Source organism: Mesorhizobium sp. B2-3-5, assembly GCF_006442395.1.
Taxonomy (GTDB): domain Bacteria; phylum Pseudomonadota; class Alphaproteobacteria; order Rhizobiales; family Rhizobiaceae; genus Mesorhizobium.
The window spans coordinates 62,711-89,214 of record NZ_VFVX01000015.1; the positions used below are offsets into that span (position 1 = coordinate 62,711).

Sequence of the window (26,504 nt, forward strand, 5' to 3'; positions counted from 1 at the left end):
CGAGATCGCTCCGCCTATATCGCGCCGGTGGCGAAGCCGTAGAGCACTCCAAGCACCGAGCAGACAGCCAACACCGGCAGCATGCCAACCTTGAAGCGGAAGACGGCCAGCAATGCCCCCAGCGTCAGGACCAGCGAGGGGATGTTGATTGAACTCAGCACCGGCACGTCGACGTTCATGCCGAAACCTTGCCTTTCATGCAGCTCGCGAAACAGCACGTGGAGCCCAAACCACACCGCCAGGTTCAGGATCACGCCAACGACGGCGGCGGTGATCGTCGCGAGCGCGGCGGACAACGCCTTGTTGCTTCGCAATTTCTCGATGTAGGGGGCGCCGAGAAAGATCCAGAGAAAGCACGGCGCAAAGGTGACCCACGTCGTCAAAAGGCCACCCAGGGTTCCGGCAACGAGCGGATGAAGCGTGCCGGGCGCGCGAAACGCACCCATGAAACCGACGAACTGCGTAACCATGATCAAAGGGCCAGGCGTGGTCTCGGCCATGCCGAGGCCATCGAGCATCTCGCCAGGCTTGAGCCAGCCATAGGTCGTGACGGCCTGCTGCGCGACATAGGCGAGCACCGCATAGGCGCCACCGAAGGTCACCACGGCCATCTTCGAGAAGAAGATGGCGATGTCGGTAAAGACATTCCCGGGCCCGAGCAACGCCAACAGGCCGAGCACCGGCGTGAACCATAGCACCAGAAACACGGCGGCGATTTTGAGCGACCAGCCAAGGGTCGGCCTCGCATGGACTGGTGTGTCTTCGCCCAGCGCCGTGTCGGCATCGGCAACCTGCTGGCCGCCGACCTTGCCATGCCCGTTGCCGGCCATGAACGGCGCCAGTTCCGACCGCCCGCCGATGAAGCCAATCACCGCGGCCGTCAGTATGATCAGCGGAAACGGCATGCGGAAGAAGAAGATCGCGATAAAGGCGGCGGCGGCGAGCGCCACCATGACGTTGTTCCTGAGCGCCCGCTTGCCGACCCGGACCACAGCTTCAAGCACGATGGCCAGCACAGCGGCTTTCAATCCAAAGAACAGGGCCTGGACCATGCCGACATTGCCGAAGATTGCGTAGATCCAGCTCAGCGCCATGATGGCAACGACGCCAGGCAACACGAACAAGATACCAGCGACGAGCCCGCCCTTGGTCTTGTGCAGCAGCCAGCCGATATAGATCGCGAGTTGCTGTGCCTCGGGGCCTGGCAGCAGCATGCAGTAGTTCAGCGCATGCAGGAACCGCGTCTCGCCGATCCAGCGTTTCTCCTCGACGAGGATACGGTGCATCACTGCAATCTGCCCCGCCGGGCCGCCAAAACTCAGTGCCGCGACCCGCGCCCAAACGCGGACGGCTTCGCTGAACGGAATGCCATGAGCCGGCGTGCCGGAAGGTCTCGCCGGCGTCGCCTTGATGCTCTCGGCCTTGTTCATCGGCTCGTCCCCGTTTGTTTGTCCGCGCCTGCACCGGGCCAGTTGTGCGTTTCCTCGGTGGCGTCGCGACACCAACGAAAGAACGCGTCGTAGAAAGGCATGCCTGCTTCCAGCTGTTCCAGATCGTCGCGAAACATGCGCGACAGGCCAAGCGAGGCGGCCAGAAAGCCGGCAGCCTGGGGTACCAGATCGAGTCTCGCGGTGTCGGCGGCGCGCACGATCAAGGCAAGGCGATCGAGCGCCTCGGATTCCAACCCGAACTCCTCGATCATCGTGTCGAAGGTGCAGCGTTCGCCGCGATGGCTCCAGAACACATTGTCGATGTCGAACGGCACGGCCTGAAAGCGGTCGGCCACATCGGGCACTTCGGCCGCTTCGACAAACAGGAACACCGCGTGAGGATCGACGAAACGCCGGATCAGCCAGGGGCAGGCGATGCGGTCGACCTTCGGGCGGGCCCGCGTCACCCAGATGGTTCGGCCGCTGGGGTCGCGGGACGGTATCTTGCCTGAATACGCCAGAAGCCCCTTCGCTTCGCGCCAGGCTTCAAAGCCGCCTTCGAGGGTTTCGGCGGAAATTCCCTCATGCCGCAGCCATGCGGCAACACCTTGCGAGAGTTTCCGGCCTTTTTGGCAGACCACCACCACCGGCTTGCCGGCGAAATCCGATGCCCAAGTCGAAACGGTTTTGAAATCGCGCCGGCTCGAAGCCGGCAGCAGGCGCGGATCGGCGTCGAAATCTTCATCGATGCGGACATCGACGATTGCGGGCGCGCCCGGCAGACCGACCAGACGGGACAGTTGCGAAACGGTGATAGCGGTTGTTGACGGCATGGCGTCCACCTCCTGATAGAGAAGTTTGGACGCGAACGTTGGGCTGACGCCTCACGGGGTCGTCGCGATACACCCCTTGCCCTGATGGTGGATTTGTTGGGTGCGCTTGTCAAGGACGGCAAGCGGCCTGATCGCGATCAAGCCGCTTGCGTCGTGCATGCAACAATCAGTGATTGTCGCGGGGAATGCCCATTGTATGCGCGACGTCCTGGTATTTCACGGCCGGCTTCAGCACCATGCCGGCCGAGAACTGGTCGACCATGCCGCGCTGGATCTCCTGCCACGGCGTCTGGTGCTTCGGATAGTGATAGCCGCCATTGTTCTGCAGTTCGGCGCGGCGCCGCGCGATCTCGTCATCGGTGACCAGAATGTCGGCGGTGCCCTTCCTGAGATCGATGCGCACCCGGTCGCCAGTCTTGAGCAGGGCCAGCCCACCGCCGACCGCGGCTTCCGGCGAGGCATTGAGGATGGAGGGCGAGCCTGACGTGCCCGACTGGCGACCGTCGCCGATGCAGGCCAGCGAATGGATGCCCTTCTTGATCAGATAGGCCGGCGGCTGCATGTTGACGACCTCGGCGCCGCCGGGATAGCCGACCGGGCCGGCGCCGCGCATGAACAGGATCGTGTGCTCGTCGATACCTTGTGCCGGATCATCGATGCGGGCGTGGTAATCCTCCGGTCCGTCGAAGACCATGGCGTTGCCCTCGAAGGCTTCCGGATCGTGCGGGTTGGATAGATAGCGTTCGCGGAATTCCGGCGAGATGCCGCTCATCTTCATGATCGCGGAATCGAACAGATTGCCCTTGAAGTTGATGAAGCCGGCATTGGCCTTGAGCGGCTTGTCGACGCTGCGGATGACGTCGGCATTCTCGTTGACGGCGTTCTGGCAATTGTCGCCGATGGTCTTGCCGTTGGCGGTCATGGCGTCAGGATGCGGCAGACGCCCGGCCTTCATGAGTTCGGCCACCACGGCCGGCACGCCGCCGGCATGATGATAGTCCTCGCCGAGATATTCGCCCGACGGCTGCAGATTGACGATCAGCGGCACGCTGAGGCCGATCTTCTGCCAGTCGTCATTGTCGAGCGGCACGCCGAGATGGCGGGCAATCGCATTGAGATGGATCGGCGCGTTGGTGGAACCGCCGATCGCGGAATTGACGACGATGGCATTCTCGAAGGCCTTGCGCGTCATGATGTCGGAGGGCTTCAAATCCTCGTGCACCATGTCGACGATGCGTTTGCCCGTCTCGTAGGCGATCTGGCCACGCTCACGGTAGGGCGCCGGGATCGCGGCGGAGCCCGGCAGCTGCATGCCGAGCGCCTCGGCCAGCGAGTTCATCGTGGTCGCCGTGCCCATGGTGTTGCAGTAGCCGGTGGAGGGCGCCGAGGAGGCGACGATGTCCATGAACTCGTCATAATCGATCTCGCCGGCCGACAGGCGCTGGCGCGACTCCCAGACGATGGTGCCGGAACCGGTGCGCTTGCCCTTGTGCCAGCCATTGAGCATCGGCCCGACCGAGAGCGCGATGGCCGGAATGTTGACGGTGGCCGCCGCCATAAGGAGCGCTGGCGTGGTCTTGTCACAGCCGATGGTCAGAACCACGCCGTCGAGCGGATAGCCGTAGAGCACTTCGACCAGGCCGAGATAGGCGAGGTTGCGGTCAAGGGCGGCGGTCGGGCGCTTGCCGGTTTCCTGGATCGGATGGCAGGGGAATTCGAAGGGAATGCCGCCCATCGAGACGATACCTTCGCGCACGCGCTTGGCAAGCTCGATATGGTGGCGGTTGCAAGGCGAAAGATCCGAGCCGGTCTGGGCGATGCCGATCAGCGGCTTGCCAGACATCAGTTCGGCGCGCGTCAGCCCGTAATTCAGGTAACGCTCCAGATAGAGCGCCGTCATTCCCGGGTTATCGGGATTGTCGAACCACTCCTGCGAGCGAAATTTTTTCTTGTGTGTGGGGGCGCCAGCCATCATGGTCTCCGTATTTGTATGACAAATCGATATGACAACGCGCGGATGCAGGCAAGGGCCACGCGTGATCTGAATCCGGACTTTGGTGCGATAGACATGTATCTGGCCGCGCGCTAGGACCAATCGGCATCAGCAATCCGGGAGGTCTTGATGGCTTTGGTGATCGAAGGCGAGGAGCGCATTGCCGCACCCGTCCAGAAAGTTTGGGAGGCTCTGAACGATCCGGCGGTGCTGAAGGAGAGCATTCCCGGCTGCCAGAGTCTGGAGAAGAAATCGGACACCGAGTTGACGGCGACGGTCGTGTTGAAGATCGGGCCGATCAAGGCGACCTTCAATGGCGAAGTGACGCTGAAAAACCTGAAGCCGCCACATGCCTATACCATCCAGGGCGAAGGCAAGGGCGGCGTTGCCGGCTTCGCCAAGGGAGGCGCCGACGTGACGCTGACCGAGGATGGGCCGGACGCCACCGTCCTGAAATACGCGGCCAAGGCCGATGTCGGCGGCAAGATCGCCCAGCTCGGCAGCCGGCTGATCGCGTCGACATCGAAGAAACTGGCTGGGCAGTTCTTTTCGACATTCGGTGAGAAGGTGGGCGCGCCTTAGTTGCGGCTCGCTTGAAGCCCTAGCTATTTAGGGCCGGCGCCGCCAGGTTAGGCGCCGAGGTTGAGGCTAGGTCTCTTCTCCCCGTCACTATACGGGGAGAAGGTGCCGGCAGGCGGATGAGGGGCGGCGCCAACCAAGCAGAAAACTACTCAAACACGATGCTTGGCACCGCCGCTTCCGCAGCACCCCGTTCCTCGTTGACCCGGTCCCAGGCCTTGGCGGCGATGTCGCGGTAGATTTTCGCCTCGGCGCCATCGGGCTTCGAGACAACCACCGGCGCACCGGCATCCGAGCTTTCGCGGATGCCCATTTCCAGCGGCACTTCGCCGAGGAAGGTGACGCCGAGCCGCTCGGCCTCGCGGCGCGCGCCGCCATGGCCGAAGATGTCGTAGCGCTTGCCGGTATCCGGGGCGATGAAGTAGCTCATATTCTCGACGATGCCGAGCAGCGGCACGTCGACTTTCCTGAACATGTTCAGTCCTTTGCGGGCATCGATCAGCGCCAGGTCCTGCGGCGTGGAAACGATGACGGCGCCGGCCAGCGGCACCTGCTGCGCCATGGTCAATTGGGCGTCGCCGGTGCCGGGCGGCATATCGACGACGAGCACGTCTAGTCGTCCCCATTCGACCTCGCGCAGCATCTGCGTCAGCGCCGACATCACCATCGGGCCGCGCCAGATCATTGGCGTCTCCTCGTCGACGAGGAAGCCCATCGACATCACCTTGAGGCCGTAATTCTCCATCGGTTTCAGGATCTTGCCGTCAACCGTCTGCGGCCGGCCGTGGATGTTGAGGAGCCTCGGCATCGACGGGCCATAAATGTCGGCATCGAGCACGCCGACCCGCAGGCCGTTGGCGGCGAGGCCAAGCGCCAGGTTGACGGCGGTGGTCGACTTGCCGACGCCGCCCTTGCCCGAGGCAACCGCGATGATCGCCTCGATGCCAGGCACGCCGCGCTTGCCCTGGCTGTGCGAGGCGGGGGCATGCGGAACGGGACGTTGAGGCGCTGCGGATGGCGCCGGCCTTGGCGCCTGGCGCTGCGGGACCGGCGCTTCCATGCCGCCGCCCTTCTTTTCCGCCGTCAGCGCCACCACGGCGCCCGCGACTCCCGGGATCGCCTTGACGACCCGCTCGGCAGCGGCGCGCAACGGCTCCATTTCCTGTGCACGGGCGGCCGGAACCGTGATCGAGAAGAACACTTTCGAATCGGCGATGAATATCTCGGACACCATGCCGAGGTCGACGATGTTGCCGGTGAAATCCGGCCCGTTGACCGTCTTCAGGCGCTCGACGACGATTTCCTTGGTTACGGCCATGATCTTTCCCTTGGCGTTTGCCGGTTCAGATAATGCAGTTTCCGGACGGAACCAAGCTGCATCGGCCTGCCCTGAAAAAGATAGAGGCACATCGCCGCATCCATCCGGCCGCGTTCCCCGCCGCCGGCCAGACAAATCGGCATGTGACCGTCGTCAACAGGCCATGCAGCGCTATTTCGATGATCGGCATGAGAACGACAACCAGGAAAGGAGACGGTCATGCTCGAAAACAGCAACGCGACGGCCAATCTGGCGGTGAAGGATATGGCAAAAGCGAAGGCCTTTTATGAGGGAACGCTCGGCCTCAAACAGGTCGACGACATGGAAGGCGAACTGGTCGTGTACAAGAGCGGCGGCACCCTCATCAACGTCTATCATTCGCAATTCGCCGGCACCAACAAGGCGACGGCGGTCACCTGGACTGTCGGCGACCATATCGAGCCGATCGTTAAGTCGCTGAAATCAAAGGGTGTCGCCTTCGAACACTACGAGATGCCCGGCCTGTCGCTCGAAGGCGACATCCATGTCGGCCACGGCATGAAGGTTGCCTGGTTCAAGGATCCTGACGGCAACATCCTGAACCTCGTGGACAAATAGCGATGGCCACGCAGCAACGGCCACCCCCTGCCTGACGGCGGGATTGTGTCGTTGTGACGCCGGCACCATCTGGCGCAGCCGTCCCGCGCCCGATAGCTTGCGTCGATGATCGACAAGCTGGAATTCTTCATCGCGTTGGCCAAGGAGGAGCATTTTGGCCGGGCGGCTGAAGTGTGCGGCGTCACCCAGCCGACCTTGTCGGCCGGCATCAAGCAGTTGGAAGGCCAGCTTGGCGTGATGCTGGTGCTGCGCGGCTCGCGCTTCCAGGGCCTGACGCCGGAAGGCAAGCAGGTGCTGGTGTGGGCACGCCGCATCGTCGGCGACTCAAGAACCATGCGCGAGGAGATGCGGGCGGCGCGCCACGGCCTTTCCGGACGCATCCGCATCGCCGCCATCCCCACGGCCCTTGCCATGGTGGCACGGTTGACGACACCGTTTCGGGCCAAGCACCCCGGGGTCACCTTTTCGGTGCTGTCGCGCACGTCGATAGAGGTGCTGTCGCTGCTCGGCAATTTCGACATCGACGCCGGCATCACCTATCTCGACAACGAGCCGCTCGGGCGGGTGACCAGCGTGCCGCTCTACGATGAGCGCTATCAGCTGATCACGGCGGTCGGGAACCCCTATTTCGACCGCGACAAAGTGACATGGGCGGAACTCAGCAGCCTGCCGCTCTGCCTCTTGACGCCGGATATGCAGAACCGCCGCATCATCGACCAACATCTGGCCGAAGCGGGCGTGCAGATGCGACCGACGCTGGAATCCAATTCGATGATCGTCCTGTTCTCGCACATCCGGACCGGTAAATGGTCATCGATCATGCCGCTCAACCTCGCGGAAACATTCGGCTTTTCCGAGCCGATCCGGGCCATCCCGATCGTCGAGCCGGACGCCAGCCACACGGTCGGGCTGGTGGCGGCGCCGCGCGAGCCCCACACGCCGCTGGTGCAGGCGCTGCTGGACGAGGCGATGGCGCTGGCAGACGATTTCCGTGCCCATCGCTAGGCTAGAAGTGGCGGCTGACGACGCTTGATAGAATATTTCTATCGAACAACGGAATGGCTTTATTGATTTCGGAGGTTTCCTCTGATTTCTTAAGCACTTAGCGATATTGCGCCTGTGCATGTCGTTGCCCCAAAACCGCTTCAGCTTTTGGGCGCATATATATTGGACGCCACGACCAGGGAGGGCGCTGCATGACGATGCAGCCTGCAAGTACCGAGATCGCATCGCGCACGGCGGCGATCATTCAGGAGTTGAAGGACCTCGAGGGTCCGCTGCTGCCGATCCTTCACGGCATCCAGGAAGAATTTGGCCACGTACCGCAGGACGCCCTGCCCGTCATCGCCGACGGGTTGAACCTGTCGAGGGCCGAAGTCCACGGCGTCGTGACCTTCTATCATGATTTCCGTGCCCGGCCGGCCGGCCGCCACGTGCTCAAGCTCTGCCAGGCGGAAGCCTGCCAGTCGATGGGTTCCGATGCGGTCGCCGCCAAGGTCAGACAGTTGCTCGGCATCGATTTCCACGAGACCACCCGCGACGGATCGGTTACACTCGAGCCGGTCTATTGTCTCGGGCTTTGCGCCTGTTCGCCATCGGCGATGCTCGACGGCGAGGTGATCGGGCGGCTCGATGACGACAAGATCGACGAGATCGTTGCCGAGGTGCGCTCATGATTCCCCGCATCTACATTCCCGGTGATTCCGGCGCGCTCGCGCTCGGCGCCGAAAAGGTCGCCAAGGCTGTTCGCGCGGAACTCGCCGAGCGTGGCATCGAGGCCAAGATCGTACGCAACGGCTCGCGCGGCGCCTATTTCCTCGAACCGATGGTGGAGGTGGCGACCGCCAATGGCCGCGTCGCCTACGGGCCGGTGAAGCCCTCCGACGTCAAGAGCCTGTTCGACAGCGGCTTCCTCACCGGCGGCCACCACAAGCGCTGGCTGGGCGCGCCGGACAAGATCCCGTTCCTGGCCAAACAGACACGTCTGACCTTTGCCCGTTGCGGCATCAACGACCCGCTGTCGCTCGACGCCTACAAATCGCTCGGCGGGCTGAAAGGCCTGCAGAACGCGGTCGCCATGGCGCCAGCCGATATCGTCAAGCAGGTGACGGAGTCCGGCCTGCGTGGACGCGGCGGGGCCGGTTTCCCGACCGGCATCAAATGGAAGACGGTGCTCGATACGACATCCGAGCGCAAATACATCGTCTGCAACGCCGACGAGGGCGACAGCGCCACTTTCGCCGACCGCATGATCATGGAAGGCGATCCCTTCGTGCTGATCGAAGGCATGGCGATCGCCGGCATCGCCACCGGCGCGACCAAAGGCTTCGTCTATATCCGCTCGGAATATCCGCATGCGGTGGCGACGATGAACAAGGCCGTCGAAATCGCCCGCGAGGCAGGCGTGCTCGGCGTCAACGTGCTGGGTTCCCCCAATGCCTTCGACATGGAAATCCGCGTCGGCGCCGGCGCCTATGTCTGCGGCGAGGAGACCTCGCTCTTGAACAGCCTGGAGGGCAAGCGCGGCGTGGTGCGCGCCAAGCCGCCGCTGCCGGCGATCCAGGGCTTGTTCGGCAAGCCGACGGTGATCAACAATGTCATCTCGCTGGCTTCCGTCCCGATCATCATGGACAAGGGCGCCGCCTTCTACAAGGATTTCGGCATGGGCCGCTCGCGCGGCACGATCCCGATCCAGATCGCCGGCAACATCAAACATGGCGGCCTGTTCGAAACGGCATTCGGCCTGACGCTGGGCGAGATCGTCGACGATATCGGCGGCGGCACGGCGACCGGGCGTCCGGTGAAGGCGGTGCAGGTCGGCGGACCGCTCGGCGCCTATTTCCCGCGCGCGCTGTTCGATACGCCGTTCGACTACGAGGCTTTCGCGGCGAAGGACGGTCTGATCGGCCATGCCGGCATCACCGTCTTCGACGACACCGCCGACATGCTGAAGCAGGCGCGCTTCGCCATGGAGTTCTGCGCCATCGAAAGCTGCGGCAAGTGCACGCCCTGCCGCATCGGTTCGACGCGCGGGGTGGAGACCATCGACAGGCTCGCCGCCGGTATCGAACCGGAAAAGAACCTGGCTCTGGTCACTGACCTCTGCAACACGATGAAGTTTGGATCGCTGTGCGCGCTGGGCGGCTTCACGCCCTACCCGGTGATGAGCTCGATCACGCATTTCCCCGAGGATTTCAAGCCCGCGCCGGCGCGCGTGGCTGCTGAATAGGAGCTGGCAGATGAACATCAAGGCCGACTTCCCGACGCTCATCGAAGAGCTCGACTACGGAACCCCGGAATCGAAAGCGACCAAGCAGATCACGCTGACCGTCGACGGCCGCAGCATCAGCGTGCCGGAAGGCACGTCGATCATGCGCGCGGCGATGGAGGGCGGGGTCGAGATCCCGAAACTCTGCGCCACCGACATGCTGGACTCCTTCGGCTCCTGCCGCGTCTGCCTGGTCGAGATCGAAGGGCGCGGCGGCACGCCGGCCTCCTGCACGACGCCGGTCGGCGAAGGTATGATTGTACACACGCAGTCGGATCGCCTTGACGCCATCCGCCGTGGCGTCATGGAGCTCTATGTTTCCGACCATCCGACCGGCTGGAACGAAAAGGCCGGCACCGGCGCCAGCGAGTTCGACACGGTGGCGAAGTCGGTCGGCCTGACCGAGAACCGCTACGGTATCGAGGGGCGCAACCACGTCAACCAGGACGACGGCGTCGCGCCCGGCCATGGCTCGCTGGCGGTCGACTACATCGCCCGCGACGAATCCAACCCCTATTTCACATACGACCCGGCGCAGTGCATTGTCTGTTCGCGCTGCGTGCGGGCCTGCGAAGAGGTGCAGGGCACCTTCGCGCTGACCATTGAAGGCCGCGGCTTCGAATCGCGCATGGTGGCCGGCATGCACGAGGATTTCATCGCCTCGGAATGTGTGTCGTGCGGCGCCTGCGTGCAGGCCTGTCCGACCGATGCGCTGCGCGAGAAGACCGTGCTCGAGAAGGGCCTGCCGGAGCGCTCCGCCGTCACCACCTGCGCCTATTGCGGCGTCGGCTGCTCGTTCAAGGCCGAGGTGAAGGGTGACGAGGTCATCCGCATGATGCCCTACAAGGAGGGCAAGGCAAACCACGGCCACTCCTGTGTGAAGGGCCGTTTCGCCTACGGCTACGCCACTCACAAGGACCGTATCCTGTCGCCGATGATCCGCGAGAAGGTGAGCGATCCCTGGCGTGAAGTGAGCTGGGAAGAGGCGATCGCCCATACGGCGAAGGAATTCCGCCGCATCCAGTATCAGTACGGACGCGCTTCCATCGGCGGCATCACCTCCTCGCGCTGCACGAACGAAGAGACCTACCTCGTCCAGAAGCTGGTTCGGCAGGGCTTCCGCAACAACAATGTCGACACCTGCGCGCGCGTGTGCCATTCGCCGACCGGCTACGGCCTTGGCCAGACCTACGGCACCTCGGCCGGCACGCAGGATTTCGATTCCGTCGAATTCACCGACGTCGCCGTCGTCATCGGCGCCAATCCGGCTACCGCCCATCCGGTGTTCGCCTCGCGGTTGAAGAAGCGGTTGCGCGAGGGCGCCAAGCTGATCGTGCTCGATCCGCGGCGCACCGAGATGGTCAAGTCGGCGCATATCGAGGCCGCCTACCACCTGCCGCTGAAGCCCGGCACCAATGTGGCGGTGCTGACGGCGCTGGCGCATGTCATCGTCACCGAGGGTCTTTTCGACGAGGCCTTCATCCGCGAACGCTGCGACTGGGCGGAGTTCCAGGATTGGGCATCGTTCGTGGCCCTGCCGGAAAACAGCCCCGAAACCGTCGGCAAGCTGTCCGGCGTCGATCCTGAACTGATCCGCGGCGCGGCCCGCCTCTACGCCACTGGCGGTAACGGCGCGATCTACTACGGCCTTGGCGTCACCGAGCACAGCCAGGGTTCGACCACGGTGATGGCGATCGCCAACCTTGCCATGGCCACCGGCAATATCGGCCGGCCCGGCGTCGGCGTGAACCCGTTGCGCGGCCAGAACAATGTGCAGGGTTCCTGTGACATGGGCTCCTTCCCGCACGAATTGCCCGGCTATCGCCACATCTCCGGTGAAGCCGTGCGCGACATCTATGAGAGCCTGTGGGGCGTGAAGCTCGACGACGAGCCGGGCCTGCGCATCCCCAACATGCTGGATGCCGCCGTCGACGGCACCTTCAAGGGCATCTACATCCAGGGCGAGGACATCCTGCAGTCGGACCCCGATACCAAGCATGTCGCCGCCGGCCTGGCCGCGATGGAATGCGTGGTCGTGCACGATCTCTTCCTCAATGAGACGGCGAACTACGCGCATGTGTTCCTGCCGGGCTCGACCTTCCTCGAAAAGGACGGCACCTTCACCAATGCCGAGCGCCGCATCAACATGGTGCGCAAGGTGCTCGAGCCCAAGGCGCGCTACGCCGACTGGGAGGCGACGCAGGTGCTTGCCCGCGCCATGGGGCTGGACTGGAACTATCAGCATCCTTCCGAAATCATGGACGAGATCGCCAAGACGACGCCGAGCTTCGCCAATGTCTCCTTCGAACTGCTCGACCGTGTCGGATCCGTGCAATGGCCCTGCAACGACAAGGCGCCGCTCGGCACCCCGATCATGCATGTCGACGGGTTCGTGCGCGGCAAGGGCAAGTTCATCCGCACCGAATATGTCGCGACGGATGAGAGGACCGGGCCGCGTTTCCCGCTGCTGCTCACCACCGGGCGCATCCTCAGCCAGTACAATGTCGGCGCGCAGACGCGGCGTACCGACAATGTCCTATGGCACTCGGAGGACCGGCTGGAAATCCATCCGCACGATGCCGAGAACCGCGGCCTGCGCGATGGTGACTGGGTGCGGCTGACCAGCCGTTCGGGCGAGACGACGCTGCGGGCGCTGATCACCGACCGGGTGTCGCCCGGCGTGGTCTACACCACCTTCCACCACCCGGACACGCAAGCCAACGTCATCACCACCGACTTCTCCGACTGGGCGACCAACTGTCCGGAGTACAAGGTGACGGCGGTCCAGGTCGGTGCCTCCAACGGGCCGTCGGACTGGCAGCGTGACTATGAGGAGCAGGCGCGCAACAGCCGGCGCATCGCTCCGCTGCAAGCGGCGGAGTAGTCTTGAGCGCGCGCCGCAAAGCCACGACACAGATCTCGCGGCTGGCGCACCGCGCCAGCGGCACCGCTGCCGCCAACCGCATGGTGCCGGAGGAGACGCCGGTGGCATTCTCCTTCGCCGGCACCACCCATGCGGTGATGATGGCAAGCCCGGCCGACTTCGAGGATTTCGCGCTCGGCTTCTCGCTCACTGAAGGCATCATCGCCGCTCCGGACGAGATCGAGGCGATCGAGGTCGAGGATCTCGGCGCCGGCATCGACATCCAGATCCGCTTGAAGGATCAAGCCAATACACGCTTCGAAGCGCGGCGGCGGCGGCTTGCCGGGCCGGTCGGCTGCGGGCTCTGCGGAATCGAATCCATTGAGGAAGCGATGCGTTCGGTCGACGCCGTCGGTGCGTCAAGGCTTACGCTTGAGGCGAATGATATTACCCGCTCGGTCAAACTGCTGTCCAAGATGCAGCCGCTGCACAGCGAAACAGGCGCGGTGCATGCCGCCGGCTTCTACATACCGGGCAAGGGTGTCGTCATGGCGCGCGAGGACGTCGGCCGCCACAATGCGCTGGACAAGCTGGCCGGCGCGCTGGCGAAAGCCGGCGTCGATGGCGCTTCGGGTGCCGTGATCGTCACGTCACGCGTCTCGGTCGAGATGGTGCAGAAGACGGCGGCGATCGGCTCTGCCTTCATCGTCGCCGTCTCGGCCCCGACCGCGCTGGCCATCCGCACCGCACAACAGGCCGGCATGACGTTGGTGGCGTTGGTGCGCGGCGACGATTTCGATGTTTTCACCCAGCCCGACCGCGTGGTTTTCGGAGTTACCCAGCATGTCGCATGACGAAGATCACATCATGAGCACCAGCGAAAAGCTGATACGCATGGCCAACCAGATCGCTGCCTTTTTCCATTCCAGGCCGCGCGAGGAAGGCATTACCGGCGTTGCCGAGCACATCAACAAGTTCTGGGAGCCGAGGATGCGGCGGCAGTTCTTCGAGATGCTGGACAGCGGCGCCGAAGGCTTCGACGAACTCGTCGTGGTAGCCTCCGCCAGGATCAAGCGCCCAATCACGCCGGCCGAGGCGGATTTGAAACTCGGGCTCAAGGTTCCTCCGGGCGACGCTGCCGCATCGCAGAAATAGCCGGGGGCCTGACGGCCTTATATTTCTTTCCGCTAAAGTTTAAGCTGCCGCCATCGACGCGGCTCTGCTATGGTCGGCGATCAGAAATCGTCAGGCCAGGCGGAACAACTCGTGAGGCCGATCGAGACTCGATATGCAGTCAGTGGCGAGGTGCGGATCGCTTATCAGGTGGTCGGCCAGGGGTCGCTTGATCTCGTTTTCATCCCTGGTTTCATTTCCAATCTCGACCTGCATTGGGAAGACGAGGGCTATACCAGGCTCCTGAAACGGCTTTCGGCATTCTCGCGGCTGATCCTGTTCGACAAGCGTGGCACGGGTCTTTCCGACCGTGTCGATATCCATCACCTGCCCAGCCTCGAAACCCGCATGGACGATGTGCGCGCGGTGATGGACGCGACCGGCAGCGGCCGGGCCGCATTGCTCGGGGCCTCCGAGGGCGCGCCGATGGCAATGCTGTTTGCCGCCACCTATCCGGAGCGGACGCGAGCACTGGCGCTCTATGGCGGCTATGCGCATTTCCACAAATGGGTGATGCCGCCCGAACGGCTCGAGGCCTTCATCGAAACGGCCGAAACGGGCTGGGGCACCGGCGCCACCTTGCCCAATTTCGCACCCGGCCGGGTGGATGACCCGCATTTCTCGACCTGGTGGGCACGCTTCGAGCGCCAGTCGGCGAGCCCGACCGCGGCGGCGGCACTGGCACGGATGAACGCGGAAATCGATGTGCGCGGCGTGTTGGCGGCGATCAGCGCGCCAACGCTGCTGATCCACCGCCACAACGATGTCCGGGTCGATCCCGACGCCAGCCGATTCCTGGCCAGGAATATCCCGAATGCGCGGCTGGCCGAGATCCCGGGACGCGACCATCCAATCTGGACCGGCGACGTTGACCGGGTGGCCGACCTGATCGAGGAATTCCTCACCGGCGAATGCGCCGTGACGGAAGCCGAACGCGTCCTGGCAGCGCTGCTGGTGACGCGCATCTACGACACGGCAAGGCTTGGCGACCGGATGTGGAGCGAACGCAGCCAGCGCTTCCAGGAAACATGGCGAACGCTTGTCGGGCGCCATGGCGGGCGCTGCGTGGATATGCATGGCGAAATGATGATTTCTCGTTTCGACGGGCCAGGGCGTGCCTTGCGTTGCGCGGCGGCGTTGCGCGAAGCTGCACAGCAAATCGGCGTGGCGAGTGCCCAGGGCGCGCATGTCGGCGAGATCGAGGCGCGCGGGCCACCGGCCGGATTGACAGGCCGCGTGACAATGCACCTCGCCACCCATGCCGGGCGCGGCGACATACTGGCGTCGCGGCTGGTCGCTGACCTGGCGGCCGGCTCCGGGCTTCATTTCGCCGACGCCGGCCGCATCAGCATCGACGAGTTGGACGAGCCCATGGCACTTGTCCGGGCGATGTCCGAACAGCATCTGGAACCGGCCTGCCGCCCCAAGGCCAAGGCGACCGAGCCCGCTTGCCTGACGGCGCGCGAGAGCGAGGTCGTGAATCTGATCGCCGACGGCAAGAGCAATGCAGCGATCGCCGCCGAACTCAGGCTGAGCGAACATACGGTCAAGCGCCATGTCGCCAACATACTGCTCAAGCTCGACCTGCCATCGCGGGCGGCGGCGGCGGCATTTTCCGTCAGGCACACTGGCCTGGATGGGCCATGAGAGCCATGGCGCTTTCGGGCGAAGCGGCCATACCGATGCAGGCGCTATCAATTCCCCCATGCAGGCCAGGCGGATGTAGCCAGGAAAGCACTGCGAACGGAGGATGAAATGCTCAAGTCGAAACTGAATGTCAGATCACTTGTGATCGCGGCAGGCATTGGCGCACTGTCCACGATCTCTCCCGCAAAAGCCGAGGACGCATCGGCGACAGCCGCCTACAAGGACATCCAGGCGACGCTCGGCTCGGTGCCGGACATGTTCAAAACACTGCCTGACGTCGCCATTGCAGGCGCCTGGGCCGAGATCAAGGGCGTGCAGCTCAACCCCAAAACCGCACTCGACGGTAAGACCAAGGAATTGATGGGCCTCGCGGTCGCCTCGCAGATCCCATGCCAGTACTGCATCTATTTCCACACCGAGGCGGCCAAGCTTAACGGCGCCAGCGACGAGGAGATCAAGGAGACGATCGCGATGGCGGCAATCGTGCGCCATTGGTCGACGATACTCAACGGCAGCCAGGTCGATCTGGCGACCTTCAAGAAGCAGACCGACGACGTGTTCGCGGCGGTCAAGGCAAAGTCGCAATGAACGACACTGCCCGTCCATGGACGTCGGGCAACTTCCATATCAACCACCCAATGACGGGCCATGGAGGATAAAATGTTGACCAAGACCCACGCAGTGGACGGCACAGCGATCAAAAAGGCGATCGAAGGCCGTGACGGCAAGATGCTGTCGGGCTTCTATGCCGACGATGCGACGGTGCGGGTGATCGACCGCAACAATCCGCCGAGCAAGCCGCGCGAGATCCGCGGCCGTGCGGCGATCAGCATCTTCTGGGACGACATCTGCAGCCGGGCGATGACCCACAAGGTCGATGCCACCGTCGCGGAGGGCGACAGCCTCGCCTTCACCCAGGCCTGTGCCTATCCTGACGGCACGAAAGTGTTCTGCGCGTCGATGCTCGAGCTGAAGAACGGGCGCATCGCGCGGCAGACTGTCGTGCAAGCCTGGGACGAGTAGTCAACCGCGGAGCCTGTCCACCCCGATCGAACGGGATGGAGTTGTCTCAGTGCCGGAGCACGCCCTCAAAATCGGATGCCACTTTTCGGGATCATGCTCGGCCGTAACCGGAGGAGAAGAAAAATGTTCAGCGCCAGATGGCAGATCGATGCCAAGTTCGGACACAAGCAGACCGTGCTCGAATTGATGAAGAAATGGGAGCGCGAGATCGGCTCGCAAGTCGGTCTCGCCGACCTCGAGTTTCGGATCATGACCGGCTCGATCGGCGCCCGGGAGGCGACGGTCGAATCCCATCACCAGGTCGAGAGCCTGGCCCAGTTGGAGGCGTTATTCGCCAAGATCGCCAAGATCGACGCGCACGCCAAATGGGGCAAGGAGATGGAGCCCTATGTCGTGTCGGGCACCAGTCTCTGGCAGATTTTCCGCATCGTCGAATAGAAGCGGTCGAGCGCCGGAAGAGGTCGGCGAGCACCATGGAAAAGGGTAGCAGCGACGGGCGGCCGCCTTCGTGGTGCAAGCAACCCACGCGCGAGGCTCGGGCATCCCGCAGCTTGCGGGAGCCAGCCTATGGCTCTCATGGGCCATCATACCATTGGCCCTTTCGGGCGAAGCAGCGGAGAATCAGATCGGTGCAATGTGCCGTTCCTGCGCCATCCCTACGCACCCGCCGGATGGGCGGCACAAACAACTAACAAGATTAGTCCTCGCGGCGAAGCCGCATGGCGCGGGCGCGACCAGGGAGAAAACCGATGACCGACGGAACCCATGCAAAACTGCGTGAAGGCCTGCGCGGAGAGCTGATCCTGCGCGAGGATGGCGGATATGACGAGGCGCGCAGGGTCTATAACGGCATGATCGACAAGCGCCCGCTGCTGATTGCGCGCTGTGCCGATGTCGCCGACGTGATCACCGCCGTGACGTATGCGCGCGACAACGACCTGCTGATCGCCGTGCGCAGCGGAGGACACAACGGTGCCGGATTGGGGATCTGCGACAATGGCCTCGTCATCGACCTGTCGATGATGAAGGGCGTTCATGTCGATCCGAAAACCCGGACTGTGAGGGTCGCACCCGGTTGCACTTCGGGCGACGTGGACCACGCCACCCATCCTTTCGGGCTCGCCGTTCCGTTCGGCATCGTCTCGACCACGGGCGTCGCCGGCCTTACGCTCGGCGGTGGAACGGGCTATCTCACGCGCAAGTATGGCCTCACGATCGACAATCTGATCGAGGCCGATCTGGTGCTGGCCGATGGCAGCATGGTAAGGGCGAGCAAAAGCGAGAATCCCGACCTGTTCTGGGCGCTGCGGGGCGGCGGCGGCAATTTCGGCGTTGTCACCAGCTTCCTGTTCCAGGCCCATCCCGTGAAGATGATCTTCGGCGGCCCGGTGTTCTGGGAGGCCAAGGACGCGCCGGCGGTCATGCGTACCTATCGCGATTATCTGCCCGAGGCACCAGAAGAGCTCGGCGCCTTTGTCGGGTTGAAGTCTGTCCCATCGACAGATCCCTTCCCGCGCGAGTATTGGGGCAAGCGCGTCTGCGCCATCATCTCGTGCTACAACGGTACGGAGGAGGAGGGGCGCAAGGCCATGGCGCCGCTGCTGGACACCTTGCCCCCGCCGATCTTCAACTGGATGGGCGTAATGCCGTTCCCGGCGCTGCAGTCGGTGTTCGACCCGCTCCTTCCGAAGGGCCTGCAATGGTACTGGAAGGGCGATTTCGTCAAATCGCTTCCCGACGAAGCCATCGCGACCCATATCGCGCAGGCCGCCCAGGCGCCCAGCGAATTGTCGCTTATGCATCTCTACCCGATAGACGGCGCCGTGCGCCGTGTCGGCAAGGACGAGACCGCCTGGAATGCACGCGACGCAAGCTGGTCAATGGTCATCGCGGCCATCGATCCCGATCCAGGCAAGGCCGCCGACCTGACCAAGTGGGCCAAGAACTACTGGGCGAGCATCCATCCCCACAATGGCGAAGGCGGCTACGTGAATTTCATGATGGATGACGAAGGGGAGGCACGCTTGCGGGCGAGCTATGGCGCGAATTACGAGCGGCTGAGCCAGGTGAAGCGGACCTATGACCCATCCAACGTCTTCCGGGTCAACCAGAACATCAAGCCCGCGACATCGGCGGAGCCGGGTAGGACGGCCGCATAGCTGCCGGGCCGCTGGTGCTCGTCTGTCCTTTGGGTCACATTCTCCCCGTGAACGGCGTTTACGGGGAGAATGGAAGCCGTGACTACATCAGGCCAAGCTGCTTGTAGAAGCCGAGCGCGTCGTAATAGTCGCTCTGGGTCGCGATCTTGCCGTTCTTGACGGAAAACATCGAGGCGCCGGTGAAGGAGAACTTCTTGCCGGTCGCGGCCGTGCCATCGCCCCAGGGCCCGGTGTTGGTGCCGGAAAATTCCCATTCGAACGCAACGCGGTCACCGTCGATGACGGGCTTGCCCTTCATCGTCCACACCGCGTCTGGGACGGCCTTGAGGAAGTTGTCGATGACGCCAGTCTTGGCGGCTTCCTTGCCGGTGACCGGCTTGCCTACGGAAGCATCGTAATAGGTGACCTCGTCAGCGAAATAACCGGCGGCCTTGGCCGAGTCATGCGCATTCCAGGCGGCGACATAGGCTTCGACCACCGCTTGCGCGGTATCGGCGGCGAAGGTTGGCGATGCGGCCAATAGTGTGGCGGCGACGGCTGCGGATGTCAGAAACTGGCGGCGATGCATGGTTCGTTCCTCCCTGGTTGAATGCCTGCGTTTTTTCGAAAATGTTACGTGTGCGCCACCATGACATGGCGCACGGCGGTATAGTCCTCCAGCGCGTAGAGCGACATGTCCTTGCCATAGCCGGACTGCTTCAGTCCGCCATGCGGCATCTCGTTGGTCAGCATGAAATGGGTGTTGATCCAGGTGCAGCCATATTGCAGGCGGGCAGCCGTCGCCATGGCGCGCGAGACGTCCTTGGTCCACACCGATGACGCCAGGCCATAGTCGCTGTCATTGGCCCATTTCACCGCCTCGTCGACTTCCGAGAAGCGGGTGACCGAGACGACCGGGCCGAACACTTCACGGCGCACGATCTCGTCCTCCTGCAGCGCGCCGGCAACGACTGTCGGCTGGTAGTAGAAGCCGGTGCCCTCGCCCGGCTTGCCGCCGGTGGTGATCTCGATGTGCTTCAATTCGGACGCGCGCTCGACGAAGCTCGACACGCGGTCGCGCTGGCGGCGCGAGATCAGCGGGCCGATCTCGTTCTCGGTATCGTCAGGGCGATCGTACTTGATGGTCGAAACGGCCGAGGAAAGGTCGGCGACAAGCTTGTCGTAGACCTTCTTGCCGGCATAGATGCGGCAGGCGGCGGTGCAGTCCTGGCCGGCATTGTAGTAGCCGAAGGCGCGCAGGCCGTTGACCACGGCACCGAGGTCGGCGTCGTCGAAGACGATGACGGGCGCCTTGCCGCCAAGCTCGAGATGCGTGCGCTTGACCGACTTGGCGGCGGCCTGCAGCACCTTCTTGCCGGTGGCGACATCGCCGGTGATCGAGATCATGTTGATTTTGGGATGGTTGATCAGCGTGTTGCCGACGCTGTCGCCACGGCCAAGCACGACATTGACGACGCCTTCCGGCAGGATCTCGGCAAGGATCCTCGCCAGCTTCAGCGCCGTCAGCGGCGTTTGCTCCGACGGCTTGAAGACGACCGTGTTGCCGCCGCCGATCGCCGGCGCCAGCTTCCAGGCCATCATCATCAGCGGGTAGTTCCACGGCGCGATGGAGGCTACGATGCCGATCGGGTCGCGCCGCACCATCGAAGTGTGGCCGGGCAGATATTCGCCCGCCACCTGGCCGGGCATTGAGCGGACCGCGCCGGCAAAGAAGCGGTAGCAGTCGACGATCGCCGGAATCTCGTCATTGAGCACGGCATTGATCGGCTTGCCGCAGTTCAGGGCCTCGAGCGCCGCGAAGTCCTTCGCCTCGGCCTCGATACGGTCGGCGATCTTGAGCAGGTAACCCGAGCGCTGCGCCGGCGTGGTGCGCGACCACAGGACGAACGCCTGTTCGGCGGCACTGACGGCCGCCTCGATCTGCGCTGGGCTGGCTTCGGGCAGGTTGAGAATGTTGGCCCCGGTCTTCGGATTGAGGATCGGCTCCTCGGTTTCGGTGCCCTTCTCGAATTTCGAGCCGATCAGCATCTGGGTGTCCATGGACGTCTCTCCCTTATGAACTGGCGTTATCTGCCCGAACCGGCGATCTGGTCGCCGTCGCGGGTCAGGTAGTAGGCAAGCAGGATGGGGAGCAGCGTCACCAGCACGACGACCATGGCCACGACATTGGTGACCGGGCGCTGGCGCGGGCGGATCAGTTCCTCCAGCATCCAGATCGGCACGGTCTGCTGCTGGCCGGCGGTGAAGGTGGTGACGATGACCTCATCGAACGACAAAGCGAAGGCCAGCATGCCGCCGGCAAGAAGCGCGGTTGCGATGTTGGGCAGCACGACGTGCCGGAAGGTCTGGAAGCCGTCGGCGCCGAGATCCATCGAGGCCTCGATCATCGAGCCCGAGGTGCGGCGGAAGCGGGCGACCGCGTTGTTGTAGACGACGACCACGCAGAAAGTGGCGTGGCCGAGGACGATCGTCCAGAACGAGAAGGGGATGTCGGCCAGCGCAAACGCGGAGCGCAGCGCGATGCCGGTGATGATGCCGGGCAGAGCGATCGGCAGGATGACCAGCAGCGAGATTGTCTCGCGGCCGAAGAATTTCGTCCGCGAGACCGCGGCGGCGCAAAGCGTGCCCAGCACCAGCGCAATCGTGGTCGAGATGGCGGCGACGCGCACCGACAGCGACAGCGCCTGCCAGACGTCGGGCCGGTTCCAGGTGACGGCGAACCATTGGATGGTGAGCCCCGGCGGCGGCCAGACGAAACTCTTCTCCTCCGTGGTGAAGGCATAGACGAAGATCAGCAGGATCGGCAGGTGCAGGAAGAGCAGGCCGCAGGCGGCTGATATCCTCAGGCCGAGGGGGGCGGATTGGCGACGGTCAGAGCGCATCGAAGGCCCCCATGCGTTTGGCGCCCCAGAGGTAGAACCCCATGATGACGATGGGTACCACGGTGAAGGCGGCGGCGAGCGGAATGTTGCCGGCGGTGCCCTGCTGCGAATAGACCGCCTGGCCGATGAACAGGCGCGAGGTGCCGATGATCTGCGGGATGATGTAGTCGCCCAGTGTCAGCGAGAAGGTGAAGATCGAACCGGCGACGATGCCAGGCAGCGCCAACGGGAACAGCACGTTGCGGAAGGTCTGGCCGGGCGAAGCACCGAGATCGGACGAGGCTTCCACCAGGTTGCCGGGCACGCGTTCGAGTGCCGCCTGCACCGGCAGGATCATGAACGGCAGCCAGACATAGACGAAGACGATGAAGGTGCCGGTGAACGACACCGACAACGAGTTGCCGCCGACGACCGGCAACGACAGCCATGCATCGAGCAGCCACGACAGATTGAGCTTGGCGAGCAGCCAGGTCAGGATGCCTTCCTTGGCGAGGATCAGCTTCCAGGCATAGATCTTGACCAGGTAGCTCGACCACAGCGGCAGCATGACGCCGAGATAGAACAGCGCCTTCCAGCGGCCGCGCGCATAACGCGCGGCATAGTAGGCAATCGGGAAGGCGACGATGGCCGAGGCCAACGTGACCAGCGCCGCCATCGTCACCGTACGCAGGATGATGTCGAGATTGGCGGCCTGGAACAGGTCGCCATAGGTCTTCAGCGTGAACTGGCGGTTGATGAGGCCGGAGTACTCGTCGATGGAAAAGAAGCTCTGGGCCAGCAGGGCGAACAGCGAGCCGATGTAGACGATGCCGAGCCACAGCACAGGCGGCATCAGCATCAGCAGGAGCAGGAATTGCGGCCTGCGCCATAACAGGTCCGACAGCGCGCCGCGCATGCCGCCGCTGCCCGGCAGGATGGCGGGGGCTGGATTGGAGTTGAGCGCCGCGACTGTCATGACATAGCCGTGGCGATTGGTTCAATGGCGGCAAGGCCGTGATCCTTCACACCCCCCTCTGTCCTGCCGGACATCTCCCCCGCAAGGGGGGAGATCAGCAGCTTGTCTGCCCCGCCAGTTCTGCAACGTCGAAAATTGGCGAAGCCCGTGGCGACAGCCGATCTCCCCCCTTGCGGGGGAGATGTCCGGCAGGACAGAGGGGGGCGCCTCTCGCAAACCGTCATCATGCCGGCTCATCCATCAGATGCAGGCTCTCGCGGTTGAAGGTGAGCATGACAGCCTCGCCTTCCGCCGGCAGGGGTATGTCGGCCGGCACCATGGCGTGAAGCCTCAGCCCGTCTGCGTCGAGCGCCAGCCTTGTGGTGGCGCCGAGAAAATTCGTGCCGACCAGGCGGGCAGCAACACCGTCCCCGTCGGTTGCGTTTGAAACGCGAATGGATTCGGGGCGCAGGCTGCCCCAGCGGCGCTGGCCGGAATAACGCTGGACGAAGTCCGGCGGCAACACGTTGGACGAGCCGACGAAGTCGGCGACGAAGCGGGTGCTCGGCCGTTGGTAGATATCCTCCGGCGTGCCGATCTGCATAATCCTGCCGTCATTGAAGACGGCGATACGGTCGGCCATCGACAGCGCCTCGCCCTGGTCGTGGGTGACGAAGACGAAGGTGATGCCGAGCGCCTTCTGCAGCGACTGCAGTTCCTCCTGCATGTTTTCGCGCAGCTTCAGGTCGAGCGCGCCGAGCGGCTCGTCGAGCAGCAGCACCTTGGGCTGGTTGACCAGCGCGCGGGCCAGCGCGACACGCTGGCGCTGGCCGCCGGAAAGCTGGCCGGGCCGGCGGGCGCCATAGCCGGGTAGCCGCACCAGCGACAACGCTTCTTCGGCGGCCTTGTGCCGTTCGGCCTTGCCGACGCCCTTGACCATCAGCCCATAGGCGACGTTGTCGAGCACATCGAAATGCGGGAACAGCGCGTAGTCCTGGAACACGGTGTTGACGTTGCGGCGGTAAGGCGGCACGCCCTCGGCACGTTCACCGAAGATCGAGATCGAACCGGCCGTCGGCTGCTCGAAGCCGGCAATCAGGCGCAGGCACGTCGTCTTGCCGGATCCGGACGGCCCGAGCATGGCAAAGAACTCGCCCGGCGCGATGTCGAGATCGACCGCATCTACGGCGCGAACGCTGCCGAAATGGCGCGAGACTTTCTGGAAGGAGACGGCTGAGGTCATGGGCTGTCAGTCTGTTGCCGGTTGATATTTTTGACGTCGCCCGCACGCTCCGGATCGTCAGCGGGCCGCGAACTCGCACGCCACCCCACCTCCCCCTCGATGGGAGAGGTCGCGGCGAAACCGCGGGTGGGGGTGGTTAGCGCCGAACGTCCGCGCTGCCCCCACCCCGACGCTTTGCGTCGACCCTCCCCACAAGGGGGAGGGTAAGGGAGATCACCGGCCGCCGATGACGCCGATATAATCCGACACCCAGCGGTAGTAGGGCACGCACTGGTCATTCTGGCTGGCGCATTTCGAGACCGGCGTCTTCCAGAACTTGATCTTGTCGAAGTTCTCGTAGCCGTTGGTCTTGCAGCCTTCCTCGCCGAGCAGCTCGTTGCCCTTGCAGGCGGCGGGCACGACTGGGAGCGAACCGAACCAGGCGGAAACGTCACCCTGCACTTTCGGTGCCAGCGAGTGTTCAAGCCACTTATAGGCACAGTTCGGATTGGCCGCGTCGGCTTCCATCATGGTGGTGTCGGCCCAGCCTGTGACGCCCTCCTCGGGAACGGTCGAGGCAATCGGCTTCTTGGCGGCGACCAGCGTGTTGACCTGGAACGGCCAAGAACCCGAAGCGACAACGCCTTCGTTCTGGAAGTCGTCGACCTGGATCGCCGCGTCATGCCAGTAGCGGCCGACCAGCGTGCGCTGAACGCGCAGCAGCGCCAGTGCTGCCTTGTACTGGTCTTCGCTCAGTTCGTAGGGGTCCTTGATACCCAGCTCCGGCTTGTGGAACATCAGGTAGTTGGCGGCGTCGGCAATGTGGATCGGACCGTCATAGGCCTGGACACGGCCCTTGTTGGACTTGCCATCCGGCAGGTTCATCTCCTCGAACACGACGTTCCAGCTCTTCGGCGCTTCCTTGAACACGTCGGTGTTGTACATCAGGATATTCGGGCCCCACTGATAGGGCACGCCATAGTGGACGCCACCCACGGTGAACCATGGCGCATCCTTCAGGCGGTCGTCGACCGTCTTCCAGCTGGGGATGAGATCGGTGTTGATGGGCTGCACGCGCTTGCCGGCGACAAGGCGCAGCGAGGCATCGCCCGAAGCCGTGACGAGGTCGAAACCGCCTTCGTTCATCAGCGAGACCATCTCGTCGGAGGTGTTGGCCGTCTTGACTTTGACCGTGCAGCCCGTCTCCTTCTCGAAGGACGTGACCCAGTCATAACCCTTGTCGGTTTCGCCGCGCTCGATATAGCCCGGCCAGGCAACGATGTTGACCTGGCCTTCGCCCTTGCCGAGCTCCTTCACCTGGGCAATGGCCTGACCGGAGAAGGTCAGCGCGACCGTCAGCGCAGTGCATGACTTCAGGAATGAATTCATCATCAATCTCCCATTTTGGCGCCTGCCCCCGAAAACCGGTTCCGGTTTTCGCCAGAGGTCATGCGCGGACCGAAAAACTGTCAGTTCGTCCGATGGACTTGATGCCGCTCTGGTGGCGGCTTTGTTCCTGGAGCGCAAGGTGCTTGGAAAATTCCGGTTTCGCAAATTCATTTATCAGAAATGCGGTATCGGTTTTTCCGATATGTCAAACAAGTCATCAAGGGCGCTGCCGGACCATCCGCTGCGACTGGGCAAGCCCGATGAAGTCGCGCGCCGCCTGCGGCAGACCGGAGCCGCGCCGCCAGACCATGCCAACCTGGACCACTGGCAAAGCGCCGGAAACATCGCGCGATTCGATACGGTCGCCTTCCAGCGACCATGGCCGGTAGACAAGGTCGGGCAGCAGCGCCACGCCAGCGCCGGTGGCGACAAGGCTGCGCACGGCTTCCACGGAGCGGGTGCGGAAGGCGACATGCGGCTTGGCGCCGATCGCAGTCAGCAGCTTGCCGGTGTTCTCCTCGATTTCGTCGACGGTGAGCATGATCAGCGGCTCGGAGGCGATATCGCCGATGCCGATGATGTCGGCACCGGCGAGCGGATGGCCGAGCGGCAGCCAGAGGCGATAGGCCGAAACTTCGAGGATTTCCGACTGCAATGCTGTGCGATCGCGCAGATTGGACGTGACCATGACGGCAATGTCGAGCTTGCCGCCGATCAACAGATGTTCGAGATAGTCGCCATTGTCCTCGATGGCCGAGACCTCGACGCCGGGATAGGCGCGGCGGTAGCGGGCAAGCAGGTCCGACAACACATAACCGGCGACCAGTGAGGTGACGCCGAGTTGCAGCCGGCCGCCGAAAGCAGCCTTCTCGCCGGAAAAAGAGCGGCGGGCGTCGGACACGTCGGCGAGTATCTTCGTCGCGTGGCGCAGAAACTGGTGGCCCTTGTGGGTGATGTTGAGGCCGCGCGGATGGCGGTCGAACAGTTCGACGCCGAGATCGCTTTCGAGTTCCTTGATCGCTTCGGTGACCGACGATTGCGAGATGGAGAGATTTTGTGCCGCGCGCGACACCGTGCCTTGCTCGGCGACGGCGACGAAGAACTGCAACTGGCGGATGGTGAAGGCCATGGCCGGACTAAACACCGCCGCGGCCACGAAGAAAAGCCAGTGGCAGTGCTTATCCCGTGGCTGGA

Annotated in this window: 24 protein-coding genes; 13 read left to right on the forward strand and 11 right to left on the reverse strand. The window is 63.6% G+C overall.

The window, feature by feature from the left end:
- Positions 1-14: 14 nt before the first annotated feature.
- From chrA to FJ958_RS18230, 3 genes are all read right to left on the reverse strand, one after another.
- Positions 15-1,430, reverse strand: coding sequence for a chromate efflux transporter (gene chrA / locus FJ958_RS18220; protein ID WP_140744580.1), 1,416 nt, complete (start codon positions 1,428-1,430; stop codon positions 15-17).
- Entirely contained in the window at positions 1,427-2,263 is an 837-nt protein-coding gene (locus tag FJ958_RS18225; RefSeq protein WP_140744581.1) for a chromate resistance protein ChrB domain-containing protein, read from the reverse strand. The genes chrA and FJ958_RS18225 overlap by 4 nt, the downstream gene beginning before the upstream one ends.
- A gap of 166 nt (positions 2,264-2,429) precedes the next feature.
- The gene (locus FJ958_RS18230) at positions 2,430-4,235 is read right to left on the reverse strand and encodes an IlvD/Edd family dehydratase (protein ID WP_140744582.1); all 1,806 of its coding nucleotides are present in this window, start codon (positions 4,233-4,235) and stop codon (positions 2,430-2,432) included.
- 150 nt (positions 4,236-4,385) lie between these two features.
- Here FJ958_RS18230 and FJ958_RS18235 point away from each other — a divergent pair, with 150 nt between their 5' ends.
- The gene (locus tag FJ958_RS18235; protein ID WP_140744583.1) at positions 4,386-4,838 is read left to right on the forward strand and encodes a carbon monoxide dehydrogenase subunit G; all 453 of its coding nucleotides are present in this window, start codon (positions 4,386-4,388) and stop codon (positions 4,836-4,838) included.
- A 145-nt stretch (positions 4,839-4,983) separates the two neighbouring features.
- On the opposite strand, the gene FJ958_RS18240 is transcribed toward FJ958_RS18235, so the two are convergent.
- The gene (locus tag FJ958_RS18240; protein ID WP_246679633.1) at positions 4,984-6,156 is read right to left on the reverse strand and encodes an Mrp/NBP35 family ATP-binding protein; all 1,173 of its coding nucleotides are present in this window, start codon (positions 6,154-6,156) and stop codon (positions 4,984-4,986) included.
- A gap of 216 nt (positions 6,157-6,372) precedes the next feature.
- Here FJ958_RS18240 and FJ958_RS18245 point away from each other — a divergent pair, with 216 nt between their 5' ends.
- From FJ958_RS18245 to FJ958_RS18300, 12 genes are all read left to right on the forward strand, one after another.
- A complete protein-coding gene (locus FJ958_RS18245; RefSeq protein WP_140744585.1) occupies positions 6,373-6,750 on the forward strand; it encodes a VOC family protein in 378 nt (125 codons plus the stop codon).
- A 105-nt stretch (positions 6,751-6,855) separates the two neighbouring features.
- Positions 6,856-7,755: a LysR family transcriptional regulator gene (locus tag FJ958_RS18250; protein WP_140744586.1), complete on the forward strand. Its 900-nt coding sequence runs from the start codon at positions 6,856-6,858 to the stop codon at positions 7,753-7,755.
- A 191-nt stretch (positions 7,756-7,946) separates the two neighbouring features.
- Positions 7,947-8,426 carry a formate dehydrogenase subunit gamma gene (locus FJ958_RS18255; RefSeq protein WP_140744587.1) on the forward strand — a complete coding sequence of 160 codons (480 nt, stop codon included), beginning with the start codon at positions 7,947-7,949 and terminating at the stop codon, positions 8,424-8,426.
- Complete coding sequence (locus tag FJ958_RS18260) at positions 8,423-9,979, forward strand: NADH-quinone oxidoreductase subunit NuoF (RefSeq protein WP_140744588.1); 1,557 nt, start codon at positions 8,423-8,425, stop codon at positions 9,977-9,979. Before FJ958_RS18255 ends, FJ958_RS18260 begins: the two co-directional genes overlap by 4 nt.
- A gap of 10 nt (positions 9,980-9,989) precedes the next feature.
- Positions 9,990-12,902, forward strand: a complete 2,913-nt coding sequence (gene fdhF, locus FJ958_RS18265) for a formate dehydrogenase subunit alpha (protein ID WP_140744589.1) — start codon at positions 9,990-9,992, stop codon at positions 12,900-12,902.
- Positions 12,903-12,904: 2 nt separating this feature from the next.
- Positions 12,905-13,735, forward strand: coding sequence for a formate dehydrogenase accessory sulfurtransferase FdhD (gene fdhD, locus FJ958_RS18270; RefSeq protein WP_140744590.1), 831 nt, complete (start codon positions 12,905-12,907; stop codon positions 13,733-13,735).
- Complete coding sequence (locus tag FJ958_RS18275) at positions 13,725-14,036, forward strand: formate dehydrogenase subunit delta (protein WP_140744591.1); 312 nt, start codon at positions 13,725-13,727, stop codon at positions 14,034-14,036. Before fdhD ends, FJ958_RS18275 begins: the two co-directional genes overlap by 11 nt.
- A 111-nt stretch (positions 14,037-14,147) precedes the next feature.
- On the forward strand, positions 14,148-15,701 hold the full coding sequence (locus FJ958_RS18280; RefSeq protein WP_140744592.1) for an alpha/beta fold hydrolase: 1,554 nt from the start codon (positions 14,148-14,150) through the stop codon (positions 15,699-15,701).
- A gap of 108 nt (positions 15,702-15,809) precedes the next feature.
- On the forward strand, positions 15,810-16,289 hold the full coding sequence (locus FJ958_RS18285; RefSeq protein ID WP_140744593.1) for a carboxymuconolactone decarboxylase family protein: 480 nt from the start codon (positions 15,810-15,812) through the stop codon (positions 16,287-16,289).
- A 72-nt stretch (positions 16,290-16,361) separates the two neighbouring features.
- Positions 16,362-16,724, forward strand: coding sequence for a nuclear transport factor 2 family protein (locus tag FJ958_RS18290; RefSeq protein WP_140744594.1), 363 nt, complete (start codon positions 16,362-16,364; stop codon positions 16,722-16,724).
- Positions 16,725-16,847: 123 nt separating this feature from the next.
- The gene (locus tag FJ958_RS18295) at positions 16,848-17,162 is read left to right on the forward strand and encodes a hypothetical protein (RefSeq protein WP_140744595.1); all 315 of its coding nucleotides are present in this window, start codon (positions 16,848-16,850) and stop codon (positions 17,160-17,162) included.
- A gap of 311 nt (positions 17,163-17,473) precedes the next feature.
- Entirely contained in the window at positions 17,474-18,883 is a 1,410-nt protein-coding gene (locus FJ958_RS18300; protein ID WP_140744596.1) for an FAD-binding oxidoreductase, read from the forward strand.
- An 82-nt stretch (positions 18,884-18,965) separates the two neighbouring features.
- Here the strand turns inward: FJ958_RS18300 and FJ958_RS18305 are convergent, their stop codons facing one another.
- The 7 genes from FJ958_RS18305 to FJ958_RS18340 all read right to left on the reverse strand — a co-directional run bounded on the left by FJ958_RS18305 (position 18,966) and on the right by FJ958_RS18340 (position 26,439).
- Complete coding sequence (locus tag FJ958_RS18305; protein WP_140744597.1) at positions 18,966-19,451, reverse strand: ester cyclase; 486 nt, start codon at positions 19,449-19,451, stop codon at positions 18,966-18,968.
- A gap of 44 nt (positions 19,452-19,495) precedes the next feature.
- Positions 19,496-20,923 carry a gamma-aminobutyraldehyde dehydrogenase gene (locus FJ958_RS18310; protein WP_140744598.1) on the reverse strand — a complete coding sequence of 476 codons (1,428 nt, stop codon included), beginning with the start codon at positions 20,921-20,923 and terminating at the stop codon, positions 19,496-19,498.
- Between the two features lie 26 nt (positions 20,924-20,949).
- Complete coding sequence (locus FJ958_RS18315) at positions 20,950-21,765, reverse strand: ABC transporter permease (protein ID WP_140744599.1); 816 nt, start codon at positions 21,763-21,765, stop codon at positions 20,950-20,952.
- Positions 21,755-22,660 carry an ABC transporter permease gene (locus tag FJ958_RS18320; RefSeq protein ID WP_210243453.1) on the reverse strand — a complete coding sequence of 302 codons (906 nt, stop codon included), beginning with the start codon at positions 22,658-22,660 and terminating at the stop codon, positions 21,755-21,757. The genes FJ958_RS18315 and FJ958_RS18320 overlap by 11 nt, the downstream gene beginning before the upstream one ends.
- 283 nt (positions 22,661-22,943) lie before the next feature.
- Positions 22,944-23,942 carry an ABC transporter ATP-binding protein gene (locus FJ958_RS18330; protein ID WP_140744601.1) on the reverse strand — a complete coding sequence of 333 codons (999 nt, stop codon included), beginning with the start codon at positions 23,940-23,942 and terminating at the stop codon, positions 22,944-22,946.
- 213 nt (positions 23,943-24,155) lie between these two features.
- Positions 24,156-25,310, reverse strand: a complete 1,155-nt coding sequence (locus FJ958_RS18335; protein ID WP_140744602.1) for an ABC transporter substrate-binding protein — start codon at positions 25,308-25,310, stop codon at positions 24,156-24,158.
- A 217-nt stretch (positions 25,311-25,527) separates the two neighbouring features.
- Positions 25,528-26,439, reverse strand: a complete 912-nt coding sequence (locus tag FJ958_RS18340) for a LysR substrate-binding domain-containing protein (RefSeq protein WP_140744603.1) — start codon at positions 26,437-26,439, stop codon at positions 25,528-25,530.
- Positions 26,440-26,504 lie beyond the last annotated feature (65 nt).